7 protein-coding genes are annotated in these 13,060 nt (G+C 37.8%); all 7 read left to right on the top strand.

All coding sequences use genetic code 11. The annotated features are described in order from the left end of the window. Positions 1-13 precede the first annotated feature (13 nt). The gene (locus CH354_RS10975; RefSeq protein ID WP_100718155.1) at positions 14-694 is read left to right on the top strand and encodes a response regulator; all 681 of its coding nucleotides are present in this window, start codon (positions 14-16) and stop codon (positions 692-694) included. Positions 695-838: 144 nt separating this feature from the next. Continuing rightward, positions 839-2,101 carry a porin gene (locus tag CH354_RS10970; protein WP_100728793.1) on the top strand — a complete coding sequence of 421 codons (1,263 nt, stop codon included), beginning with the start codon at positions 839-841 and terminating at the stop codon, positions 2,099-2,101. Positions 2,102-2,244: 143 nt separating this feature from the next. Continuing rightward, positions 2,245-2,631 carry a hypothetical protein gene (locus tag CH354_RS10965; protein ID WP_125169762.1) on the top strand — a complete coding sequence of 129 codons (387 nt, stop codon included), beginning with the start codon at positions 2,245-2,247 and terminating at the stop codon, positions 2,629-2,631. Positions 2,632-2,710: 79 nt separating this feature from the next. Beyond that, positions 2,711-4,387 (top strand): hypothetical protein, encoded by a 1,677-nt coding sequence (locus CH354_RS10960; protein ID WP_100766459.1) that lies wholly within the window; start codon positions 2,711-2,713, stop codon positions 4,385-4,387. Between the two features lie 10 nt (positions 4,388-4,397). Continuing rightward, positions 4,398-4,874, top strand: a complete 477-nt coding sequence (locus CH354_RS10955) for an LA_3150 family lipoprotein (RefSeq protein WP_100728796.1) — start codon at positions 4,398-4,400, stop codon at positions 4,872-4,874. A gap of 256 nt (positions 4,875-5,130) precedes the next feature. Further along, a complete protein-coding gene (locus CH354_RS10950) occupies positions 5,131-10,734 on the top strand; it encodes an alpha-2-macroglobulin family protein (protein ID WP_100766458.1) in 5,604 nt (1,867 codons plus the stop codon). A 41-nt stretch (positions 10,735-10,775) separates the two neighbouring features. Next, complete coding sequence (locus CH354_RS10945; protein WP_100726899.1) at positions 10,776-13,043, top strand: sulfatase-like hydrolase/transferase; 2,268 nt, start codon at positions 10,776-10,778, stop codon at positions 13,041-13,043. Positions 13,044-13,060: the final 17 nt, after the last annotated feature.

Below are 13,060 nucleotides of genomic sequence, written 5' to 3'. Positions count from 1 at the left end.
ATAAAAAAAATATATGAATCATGATATGATACTATTGGTAGATGATGATGGTGCCATTCGAAAAATGTTACGAATTGCACTTGAGGCAAAAGGGTATCAGATCATGGAAGCTGTTTCTAAAAAAGATACAATTGAATCAATCGCGCTACATTCTCCAAAACTAGTCTTACTCGACTTACAATTACCTGATGGAAATGGTTTGGAGGTAATCAAAGAAGTGCGTACCTTTTCCGATGTTCCTTTTATCGTATTGTCAGTAATGAATTCTGAGGAAGATAAAATTGCCTTACTTGATGCAGGTGCAGATGATTATATCACAAAACCATTTAGTATGGGTGAACTCCTTGCCAGGATTCGCACTGCATTTCGTAGATTGCCAACGGAAGATACTCCTATCAATTGGGAAAATGAAAACTTGGTCATTGATTTTCTTAACCACCAGGTGGTAAAAAGTAATCAGACCATTCAATTAACACCAACTGAATTTCAAATCTTGACATTTCTTGTGAAAAATTCAGGAAAAATCATTTCTCATGAACTCTTAATTAAAACCATATGGGGAGAAATGGCACAAAATGAGATGAATTCACTTCGTGTCCATATCACCCAATTGCGTAAAAAAATTGAAAATACACCTAACCAACCAGAGTGGATCATAACAGTTCCAGGTGTTGGTTACCGATGGGCAGATTAGTTCATTCCACTCTGTAACCATTTCTTTTGATTGTTTGTCATTTGAATGGATTTTGTATTCTTAATGTTTTCTTAACTCGAAATCGTTTTTCATAATCTCTCAACGCTTGTGGCATGGATCTTTTTCTGATACCGTATTAGTATCATGTTGAATCAAGTCACAATTCATTTTTACCTTTCAAATATTTTACAAGTGAAATCAATTGTAAAATTTGTTTTGATACTTTTTGGTTTTTGCCTCTTGTTTTCTCCGATCCAATCAGAAGGAAACAAAGAAACAGAGGATGATACCAAGTCTGCTTTGAAACAAAAAACAATAACCCTTCCTAGTTCCTTTCAGTTTGGTGGATTTATTGATTCGTATTATGCATACAACCGAAATCTTCCCAAAGTTACCGAAAGAAACTACACGACACAAGCTGTTCGGAATGGTGAATTTAATATCAATTTAGCATATTTAGATGCGAAAGTTGAAGAAAAAAATTATCGTGGTCGATTGGCATTTCAGTGGGGAACCTCAGTGAACGCGAATTATGCGGCTGAAGTGACGACTGAAAAATACTCAAATCAGGCTTCTGTTAAGAATATCCAAGAAGCCTATACTGGTTTCAAACTTGGGAAAGATACTTGGATCGATATGGGAATTTTTTTTGGTAATATTGGGTATGAGTCTTGGATTTCACATAATAATGTAAACTACACACGAGCGTTTGCCTTAGATTATGTACCTTACTATTCTTCCGGGGTTCGTTTGTCTCACCAATTTACTGACAAGTTGAGTGGACAGATTCAAATCTTAAACGGTTGGCAAAACATAACGGATAATAATAAAGACAAATCGTTTGGAAGCCAGATAAAATATATATTCAATCAATATTTTACTCTTACACTCAATCAATTTGTTGGGAATGAAGCGCCTAACTTCGAAAGAAAACAGATGCGTTACTACAATAATACAATTTTGGAGTGGAATGTTACTGATCGATTCAAACTAGTTGGTCAATTTGATATAGGTGCACAGAAAGCAAAACAAAGTTTTGAATATGCGCCATGGTTGGCATTATATGATCCAAGTTTAGGAGAATATCGTGAGACTCTTTCCAATGCGTATCGGCAATGGTACCATGGTACGATTTGGGCTAGTTTTTTATTAACCCCAGAATACCGTTTGAGTTTTCGACTGGAACGTTTTTATGATCCTTTGCAAGTGTTAGCTACCACTGGAACAAGGAATGGATTTATGGCCAATGGTTACACAACTACTTTTGATATTTTAAGTTTTGATCCCGGTTTATTACGATTGGAATATGTTTACCGACGTTCCGCCGATTCTATATTTGCCTACCGAGATGGGCTGACCTCAAAAAAAGAAGATTTAGTCATTGTAGCATTTTCTTTGAAATTTTGAGTTTCCTTCTGGTTTTGTTCCATCTCAATTCCATTGCAAATAAGAGACAATTGTAAACTGAATGTAATCTATTTGTAACAATAGTCCTGCATACTGTTAAATTAATAGCAGATTGTTATTTACCTATGCATTTTGTTTCAAAAATGAAGATAAAGAGTTCCCGAGTTAGTTCCGTCTATCGAAACCTACTATTTGTTTTTTTATTAGCAGGATTTGCGGGTAACCTTCTTTTCGAGAAAGAAAATCTATATAAGCAAGATTTAGAGGAACCTTCCCTTGGAATGGTATTCCATGCAACGAAGCAGTTTCCTGCTAATCCTGAAGAAACGTTTTTAATCAATGAATCTGATACAAACGACCAAGAAGAAGAAGGTCAAACTTTTGTAGAATCAAACCTCTGTTTTTTGAATTGTCCTAAGGAAATCGAACCAAACATCGAATGCCAAAGGAATCATTTCGAAAATCAATACTATTTTCACAAATTAAGTTATTATCACGAATACAACATCCCACCTCCTTCTCTAATTTAAATTCAATCTTTAAAACCAAAACGGTAACCCAATTCATTGGGCTAACCAATATTAGATTCTATTTATTTTGGAGAATTAAATGTTTCATCTCTTTAAAAATCCTTATGGGGTACGTATCCCACAAAGGAACATCATCTTATTTTTTTTATTCAGTAGTATTTCTCTTTTCCAACCAGTTTTATCTCAAAGTGCAACTGAGTTATATGAGGACAAGGATACAGGACAAATTTTTACGAAACCAGGGAATAATCGGGTTAAGATAGATAAATTCCCAAGTGTTCCTGATGATCGTACAAACAAAACCAATCACAATGTAACAACATTACCAGATGCCTTTGCACATCGACCTGATGATGTCAGTAAAGAAAAACTTACGATTACAGGAAGGGTTCAGTTTCGAGGTGCCAGTGGAACCGCACAATCTCCACTTTCCAACGGACATAGAGATTTTAATGCCATTGATTATGCATTTCGCAGGTTACGCTTAGGTGCAATGTATGAGAACGATTGGTGGGGAGCAAGTATCCAACTTCGACTAGAGAATATGTTGAATCGTGTTGATCTCTCTCAAACAACACAAACCGTAAATTATACGGATGCGAGTGGAAGGCCAGGAAGTGTTAATGTTGTAACCAACGAACGATTAAAAGACAACAGAGGTTATATCCAAGAAGCAGTGATTTATACAAAACTTCCATATGCTGGTGGTCGAATCACATTAGGCCAAATCAATGTGCCATTTAACAGAGAATACATTGGTTCAAGTGCCAATCTTGTTTCTTTGGAGAGGAGTATGGTGACAGCGGCTCTTCCACAATTCGACAATGGTATCATGTTACAAGCAACACCATTGAAGGAAATTCATCCGAAGTACGAACGTTACCTACATCTATCGTTTATGGTGGGAAATGGAAAAGGTGGGGGTGGTGATTATGGAACTGGAAGAAGGCAAGACCTTACCACATCCAATCGTTACGGTTTTGTTAATATTTCTCCAACATATTATGGTAGGGCAGTTTGGAATGTCTTGGGAAGTTTAAAACGAGAATCCGATGGCCGTGAAGTGAATTGGCAAGAGGGAGAGGAAATTTTCCAAAGGGATATGAAATTATCTTTAGGATCGGCTTTCCAACAAACTCAAAACCTTGTCACACCTGCTGTATCTGCAATGGAATATAATGCTGGAACAACAAATGGAATCGCATTTGTTACTCCCCAAGGAGTGAATGGGTACCCTTCCGCTGATGGAGGAAGTTCAACACTTGGATACAATACACAAAATGGTGGCACAACTCCAGGACGTACGAAGATGGGGCTAATTGCCCATACATATGATGCTACCTTTACCTGGAGTGGGTTTTATTTCAATACTGCTTATACAAAAATGAGTGGGCCTGCTTCGAACGGTCTTATCGGTTGGCATACAACATTTGGATACAATATCCCAATTACTAACAAATTTTATCTAATGCCAATCTTTAAATATGACCAATTGATGGGAGATTTTAATCGAAATGGTAATCGTCATGATCCAAATGAAACCTTACGTATCTATTGGATTGGATTAAATCTATTTGGTGATAAACATCATTATAAAGTACAACTTTATTATGAAATCCTTGCAAACAAACTTGATAGAGATGTGAATACGGGAAGCCCAATGCTCATTGATGACAGAAGGATATACCTCCAAGTACAAGCAAATTTTTGGACAGGCACAACATCTCCAGAATCGTATGGTTATCGATCAAATTAGAGGAATTAACATGAAAAAATTTTATATCATATCAATTATCGTATTACAGATGTATTGTGTTCAATCGAAAGTTAAAAATACAGATGGAATGACAGCATTGTTATTGAATAATGCATCCAATGGAGCTGTATCCGATAAATACAATAATGGATCTTTAGTCCATATCAAAAGAGCCGACCTTGTAAACCTATCCTTTACAGGAGAATGTTATGACAGTTTCACTTTGGTTGGAATTGTTGTGAGTCCATCTAACTATTATAATACGCCGCAAGGAGGTTCTGGAGGGATATTCAATACGGATTTAGAAAAGTGGAATCTTTCTCTATCAAATTGTAACTCCCTTGGATTTTCACCTCCCAATAATACAAATTTTGGCACAAGTACGCAAAGACCAAACTCCAATCAAACATTTACCTTTAAGATGTATAGTTGTGATCCAAACAATAATCCATGTTCAAACAATGCCATTAAGGCATCTGGTTTTTGAAATGATTGTGAGTGTATCATTATGATTGTAGTAGAAACTCTGACTAAACGAAGGAACCGAAATGATAACGTTTTGTTTGGGCCTAAAAGGGCATTCAGGGATGGAAAGGATCTAAAAAGTGAAAACCTTTTTTCAGAAAACGAGGTCTAAATTTCGTTCATAGATGTTTCTCCTTATGAGACCCGCAGGGAGGGGCCAATATCCCTGATTTTCTTTTTTTTCTTTCCAATCCAGTTCCCGTTTCTAATTTCTTTCCATGTTCTTTCGATTCCGCATTTTTTTGTCCGTCATTCTCTCTCTTATTTTGGTGCGTTCCGATTTTTCCCAAGTTTCACCACCTTCCATTGAATTTTTTACCCCCAATGGTTTTGTCAAAGAACCCAAACAAGTAACCGCTCGTTTCACAAAACCCATGGTGGCGCTGGGTGATGTCCGCCCAGAAACTGAAATTTTCCAAGTGAAGTGTCCTTTTCCTGGAACCAGTCGGTTCATTGATTCCACCACTTGGGTGTATGAATTTGAAAAAGAATTACCAGGCGGAGTGGAGTGTTCCTTTGTTTTAAAAGAGGGAATTAAGTCATTTAGTGGTGAAAAGATACAAGGGGAAAGATCGTTTGGATTCCACACAGGTGGACCATCTGTAAAGCATGTTACCCCTTACCAAGAAAGTACGATTGCGGAAGACCAAGTATTTATATTAAACTTAGATGGAATACCTGACCTTGGTAGTTTTCAAAAATTTGCGTACTTTCGTTCCGAAGAATTGGGAAATCGTATTCCAGTTGTAATCATCACTGGTTCTGAACGAAAAACATTTTTGCAAACAATGGGGAAAAAGGACAAAGAAGAAACCATTGTTTTAAAATCCAAACAAACGTTTTTGCCAGAAAAACAAATCCAACTTGTGCTTGGAAAAGGAATTAAGTCTGTATGGGGTGGTGCCATCCCAGAAGATGAAGTTCTCACTTTCACGGTAAGACCTGTATTTTCTGCACGGTTTAGTTGTGAGAGGACAACCGCCGATGCAAATTGTATTCCCATACTTCCAGTAAGTTTATCTTTTAACTCACCCGTCTCACAAGAGTTAATTGAAAAAATTAAGTTGGTGGATAAGGATGGAAAAGAGTATCCAAAGCAAAAAGTAACAAGTAAAGGGAACGAATATTCGGATTGGGTAAGTTTTCCAGGTCCTTTCCCAGAAAATGCTGAGTTCCAGATTAAGATTCCCGACATAGTAGATGATGCAAACAGGAGTTTGGCGAATAGCGCGGCCTTCCCATTAAAATTTAAAACGGATGAATTTCCTCCCCTTGCAAAATTTAGTGCAAAGTTTGGAATTTTGGAAGCAAAAGCAAATCCTGCACTTCCTGTCACCTTACGTAACTTAGAAGCAAGTCTGCCTATCAAATCGACTTCCCTGGGAATGGGTGCAAAAAGTCAAAAAACGATGGACATTGTAGAAATCCAAAAGTGGTTTCAAACTCTATCCAAAGTGGAAAGGAACCAATCTGTTTTCCAATCACCTATCTCCAATACAAAAATAAATTCTTTCCAGTTACCTAAACCGAATGGCAAAAAACCAATGGAAGTTGTCGGAATTCCTTTTGATTCACCTGGATTTTATGTTGTTGAATTAACGAGTGAAGTACTTGCAAACCATCTCTTTGCACAAGGAGAAGGTAAAAAAATGTATGTATCGAGTGCGGCACTTGTTACCAATTTATCTCCACATTTTAAATGGGGAAAGGATACTAGTTTAGTTTGGGTGACAAGTTTGGATACGGGTCTTCCTGAAGCTGGCGTACAAATTAAAGTTTTAGATTGTAACGGTAATATTCGAGGAGCTGGGATCACTGGAAAGGATGGAACCATGCTCTTTGGAAATATCAATTTCCAGGAAGTACCGTATTGTGGTTATCATGAGCTGGGTTCTGGTCTTACCGTTTTTGCTCAAAAAAATGATGATATCAGTTTTACTTCCAGTACATGGGAAAAGGGAATTGAGAGTTGGCGTTACCAACTTCCACAAACTAGTGCAGGATACGCAAATTATTTAGAATCCATTGTTCTTGATCGGACACTTTTCAAAAAAGGGGAAACTGTTCACCTAAAACACGTTAGACGTAGTTTTGGAAATAAGGGTTTAATACCTGCAGAACCAAAAGACTATCCGAATACTGTTGTCATCAAACATGAAGGTTCTGGTGAAAGTTATACGACACCATTGGTTTGGTCATTCCCAGGCCACGCCGAGTCCGAGTTTAAAATTCCAAAAAATGCAAAACATGGTGTTTATCTAGTAACCTATCCATATAACCAAGAAGATACAAGTTATGGTCGAACCATCACACAATTTCGTGTGGAAGAATTCCGTCTGCCAGTCCTAAAGGGGAATATACAACTATCTTCCGAATCACAAAGCCTTGTTTCTCCCAAAGAAACAAAGGTACTTTTTGGATTGGAATACCTGTCAGGTGGTGGTGCATCACTTACTCCTGTGAAAATTCGTTCACAAGTGGTGCCAGGTTATTATAGTCCAAAAGAAGAATATTCAGAATTTACATTTTCGCCAGAAACCATCAAAGAAGGAAAGTGGAAGGTGAGTGGGTATGAGGAAGAGGAAGTTGAGGAAACAAAACCAAAGGTCCTTTCCACAAATGCAAAAACGGATTCAAAAGGATTTTTAGAATACAAATTTGAAAATTTAAAATCCCTTCCAGGGTATGGCAACTTCCAAGTGGAAATGGAATATGCAGACCCAACTGGAGAAATTCATACGATTTCCAGGAGTTTTCCTGTTTCACCATCAGAAGTTCATTTAGGAATTTTACCTGACGGATGGTATTTCACAGAAGACAAAGTAAAACTACAGTTAGTTGTATTGGATGCTAAAGACAAACCCGTTCCATCTCAGAAAATTAAGGTAAATGCTTACAAAAAAGAATTTTATTCCAATCGGAAACGACTCGTTGGAGGTTTTTATGCTTACGAACACTATGAAGAAGTCAATCAGTTAGGAGAGTTTTGCGAAGGAAAAACGGATAACAAAGGGATTCTAATTTGTGAAGCAAAAGCACCAGCTACAGGTGACATCGTTTTTGTTGCGGAAACAAAAGATAAAAATGGAAATCAAACTAACTCCACTTATAATGTATGGGTGAGTTCTAAGGAAGAAATTTGGTTTGATGTCAGTGATCATAACCGAATGGACATCTTACCTGAAAAACGCTCCGTTGAAATTGGTGAAACCATCAAGGTTCAGGTTAGATCTCCTTTTAGGGAGGGAACTGCTCTAGTCAGTTTAGAGAGAGAAGGTGTGATCGATTATTTTGTTACACCAGTGAGTGGAAAAGATCCCTTTATCAACATTCCAATCAAAAAAGAATATGCTCCCAATGTTTATGTTTCTGTTTTTCTTGTGCGTGGGCGAATGGGGGATCCAAAACCAACAGGCCTTGTTGACTTAGCCAAACCAAGTTACCGTTTGGGGCTTTCTATGTTGAAAGTTGGATACAAACCGTACAGTTTGTCCGTTTCGGTCACTCCCAATAAAAAACAATACCAGGTTAGAGAAACTGCAGAAGTGGAATTGGAAATTAAATCATCAGATGGTAAAATCCCATCCGAGTCAACGGAAGTTACATTGGCAGTTGTGGATGAAGCCTTATTAGAACTTTCTCCCAATCCAACTTGGAATTTATTAGATGCGATGATGGGGACAAGACCTCTACAAGTGGTAACGTCGACAGCTCAATCACAAATCATTGGGAAACGTCATTTTGGGCTCAAAGCAAAACCTGAAGGAGGTGGTGGGGGAAAACAATCCACTCGTTCTCTTTTTGAAACCTTATTGTATTGGAAAGGAAAGGTGATTGTAGGAAAAGATGGAAAGTATAAATTTAGTTTTCCATTAAACGACTCACTCACCAGTTTTCGTATCGTTGCCGTTGCCAGTTCCGGTCCAAAAGAATTTGGAACAGGGATGGCAAAAATCCAAACCTCCCAAAAAATCCAAACTTTTTCTGGAATCCTACCAGTTGTTCGCATGGGGGATAGTTTGCACCACGAAGTGACTTTGCGAAACGCAAGTGATACCAAAGAACAACTTCGGCTTCGACTCAGTGTCGTAGACACAAAAAATGGATCGGAAAACAAAACAGAATTAGAAACCAAATCGGCAATGTTATCTCCTGGGGAATCAAAAGTGATCACTTGGGATCTTACCGTTCCAGAAGAGATTGTGAAACGTAAATTTTCATTAGAAGTTTCTTCACCTAACGGAACTGTGATGGATTCTTTGTCAGTGGAACAAAATGTGATTCCAGCTTTTACGGAAAGAGTGTACCAAGCAGGGCTTCTATTATATGAAGCACCATTTAAGGAATCAGCACAAACTCCTCCAGGCTCTAAACCAAATACTGGCAAGATGGTTTGGAAAGCTTCACCTACTATTTTAACCAGTACATCTGGAATCCAAAAGTATTTCCAAACCTATCCTTATTCTTGTATGGAACAACGAGTTTCAAAAGCGATAGGATTACGATCGGATGGATTATGGAATGATGTTCTAGCCGATCTAAATTCATTTTTAGATTCAGATGGTCTTGTGAAGTATTTTGCTCGAATGGATTATGGAAGTGAGTTACTTTCTGCGTATGTTTTAACATCTGCTAAACTGACAAATAAAACCATTCCTGATGAAGTTTTATCAAAGATTATGAATGGTTTACAAGGATTTTTGGACGGAAGGGTTTATGGTGAAAGGTATCGATTTGGTGCCGATCTTGTTGTCAGAAAAATCATCGTATGGGAGGCATTAACTCGTTACCAAACGTATGAGTGGGAACAAGTGCGTCCCATTTTTGATAACCTGGAATTTTTACCGACTGCATCACTCATTGATTTATCTGAAATTTACAATCGTGTGAATGGAGCCGATCCAAAAGTCAAAAATCGTCTGTACAGTGTTTTGCGATCAAAACTAAACCTACAAGGATCCGAGTTAATCATTGCTGATTCTGGTTTTACCAATCCATGGTGGATTCTTGGAAGTAAAGATTATACGATGGCAAAATTTTTGTTATGGTCCATTTCGGAACCCGCATACAAAAAAGATATGCCACGAATCGTCAAAGCATTTGTCAAAATGCAAAAACAAGGAAGGTATGATAGCACACTTGGGAATGCTTATTCGGTTTTAGTTTTTGATCGTGTGAGTAAACTTCTGGAAGGCGAAAAGGTGAGTGGTGGAAAAGTCAAAATCCAAACAGAAAAAGAATCCTTAAGTTTGGAACCCAATGGCAAACAAACCGTCACACAAACTCTGGGAATGAATCCAGAAACCTTCACCGTGAGTTATGATGGAAAAGGAAAACCATGGTTGGAATGGTCCGTTCAATCTGTCCTTCCTTTACAAACTCCAATCTCCAGTGGTTACCGCCTGAAACGTTCTTTTGAACCTGTGCAAGTGGCAAAACCAGGGGTATTATCAAAGGGAGATACGATCAAAATCAAGTTAGAAATTGAGGCAGACTCTGACAAAACTTGGGTGGTAGTGGAAGATCCAATTCCACCTGGATCCCTACCTCTTGGGCGTGGGTTCGGTAGGGAATCACAGATAAACCAGGACAAACCAGGGGATACTTCCTATTACTTGAGTTTTGAGGAAAAAACCTTATCCCTCTACCGAGCTTATTTTGAATACCTGCCGAAGGGAAAACATGTGATCGAACACAGTTACCGATTAAACCACGTGGGGAATTTTATCCTACCACCAACACGTGTGGAAGCCATGTATTCACCTGAAACACATGCCGAATGGCCTAACGAAATCGTTAGGATTTCGGAAAATAAGGACTAGGAAAAGTTTACGGATAAAGTGGGTTTGGAATGATGACTCTAATGGGTCCGAACCAAGCCCCTTTTTTCCCCATCCGAATTTTTAAAATTTCCCTCTATTATTCAGTTTTTTTTTATCTATTCTTTCTCCTTTTTAATACCAGCTTTACCATTATGGGTGTCGACGTTGGCGACTTCCTTAAACAATACTTAGGTGCCTTTTTTGGTGTTTATTTGACCACTACGGCTAAAGTTTTTGCCGTTTCTCTTTTTATCCATACAAGTTTATTCACACTGGTTCACTTGGGTTTTTCCTTTTGGAATCGTTCCGTTGTTAAATGGTATTTTTTGGTGGGAAGTGTTCTAATCATAGAATGTTTCGCTCTTTTCCAATCAATGATCATGTTCCCTCAAATTTATGGGGAATTTTTCTTCTTTCGGTATCCTAGTTTTGCACCGTTTCTCTATTTTTTAACAGATACTATCTCACCAATATTTCTCAATTTTGTTTTGGGGATTTTGGTTTTACTTCTCTTTGTACTTTTAGGGCGCCATGTGTACCTTCATAAAAACAAAGAAAGTTTTTTTGCCATCTTACATGTTTTGGTGTTAGGGTTTATACACTCCCATGGATTGTACTTACTTGGATTACTTTATTTTGTGTTTGTGATACTGCAAGGGAAACACTATGAGAATGTTCATATCAAAACATATGGCCTTCTATTGATTTTCCTTTTGTTTTTGTATGTTCTACCAAGTTTATGGATGGGAATTTCTTCCTTACGTTACTCAGAAGTGAAAGGGAAACCACCTATCTTTATCTTATCAGCAGATTCATTACGTTACGATAAGATTGGTGCAAAGATCAATGGCCAATCCATCACACCAAATATCGATTTGTTTACGAAAGATAGTTTTGTATTTCATGACCACCATACAACGATTCCACGAACTTTCCCGAGTTGGGCAGATACTCTAACTGGTAAATACTCGATGGAACATAAAATTCGAGACATGTTCCCGTCACCCGAAGAAAAACAAAGGATTGGCTCTACTTCCTTTCCTACACTCCAACAAATCCTTAAAAAAATTGGATACGATCACTTTGCTATTGGTAGTTTTGCGGCAGACATATTTCCAAGAGCCAACTTCGGTTTTGATGAAGTGTATGCTCCCAATTTTAATGCAAGGATTATGACGGTCCAAAGGACAACAGAAACACAAATTCTAATTTTGCCATTCCTTGTTGGTTCTTGGTTTTCCGGTGAAAAATACTTAGAAGAACTGGATGGACTTTCCACTTGGGGAGATGGGACCCGTTTACTCAAAAGATTTGATTCTTTGGTGAATGAAAGGGGCAAATCCCCTTATTCCATTACCTATTTTTCCAGTGTGATTCATTTTCCGTATACACCTGCTTATCCACATTACAAACGTTTTACGAATTCCCAGTATTATGGAAAATATAAGTATCTCAAATTTGTTGATCCGACAGACGCAAGTCTTCCCAATCAGGAAGAAATCTCTCAAATCAGAAGCTTATTTGATAGCGCAGTTTATGCCTTTGACCAAGAATTTGGTGAAATGGTTGGTTATCTAAAAACAAAAGGGATTTATGATGAAGCGATCATCATTTTAACTGCCGACCACGGAGAAGCATTGTATGAGGACATTCATGGCCAAGGCCATGGAGAACACCTTCGTGGTGAATCTGTCACCCATGTTCCACTGATGATCAAATTCCCGAAATCATCCAAGTTCGAATCCATTCCCTCGACTGAAAAATATTTCGATGGCATTACTTCCAGTATTGATTTAGTTCCCACTCTTTTGGATTATTTTGAAATCCCTTCCCAATTGGAATACCCTGGTAAATCCTTGTTAACCATCCTTGGACAAAAGGATTGGAGGGAAGATCGATTTGTTTATTCTGAAACTGGAATTTGGTTTTCCGATGTTGGTAACCATTTTTTCCAAAAACAAAGAATCCCATATCCGAATATACTCTCACTGCACCAAGTTGTACCTGAAGAAGACTACCAAATCATGATCACAGATCCCATTTATCGTGAAACCATTGCATTTTCGAAACACCGAAGTATACAAAATTCAAATTACAAATTGATCTATATTCCCACAAGGGAAGGTGTAAAGTTTGAGTTGTATGACCGAATGAGAGATCCTTTGAACAAAAATAATTTATACCCCAACCATCCAATGGCTTCAAAAATGAGAGAAACCTTATACAAAACTGTAGTGAAGTGGGAGAATGCTTCACTGGCAGGAGAATATTTAATCCCAAGTTCTTTATCTGACATCAATGAAAATTAATAAGAAAAAAAAGAGGA

The organism is Leptospira levettii (assembly GCF_002812085.1).
GTDB lineage: Bacteria > Spirochaetota > Leptospiria > Leptospirales > Leptospiraceae > Leptospira_A > Leptospira_A levettii.
Note: the sequence above shows the minus strand (reverse complement) of the source record. Positions and strands in the feature narration are given on the sequence as shown.

Bases quoted from the DNA above. Each gene is read 5' to 3' on its own strand.
- CH354_RS10975 (WP_100718155.1), top strand. From the start codon at position 14: ATGAATCATGATATGATACTATTGGTAGATGATGATGGTGCCATTCGA.
- CH354_RS10970 (WP_100728793.1), top strand. From the start codon at position 839: ATGTTGAATCAAGTCACAATTCATTTTTACCTTTCAAATATTTTACAA.
- CH354_RS10965 (WP_125169762.1), top strand. From the start codon at position 2,245: ATGAAGATAAAGAGTTCCCGAGTTAGTTCCGTCTATCGAAACCTACTA.
- CH354_RS10960 (WP_100766459.1), top strand. From the start codon at position 2,711: ATGTTTCATCTCTTTAAAAATCCTTATGGGGTACGTATCCCACAAAGG.
- CH354_RS10955 (WP_100728796.1), top strand. From the start codon at position 4,398: ATGAAAAAATTTTATATCATATCAATTATCGTATTACAGATGTATTGT.
- CH354_RS10950 (WP_100766458.1), top strand. From the start codon at position 5,131: ATGTTCTTTCGATTCCGCATTTTTTTGTCCGTCATTCTCTCTCTTATT.
- CH354_RS10945 (WP_100726899.1), top strand. From the start codon at position 10,776: ATGGGTCCGAACCAAGCCCCTTTTTTCCCCATCCGAATTTTTAAAATT.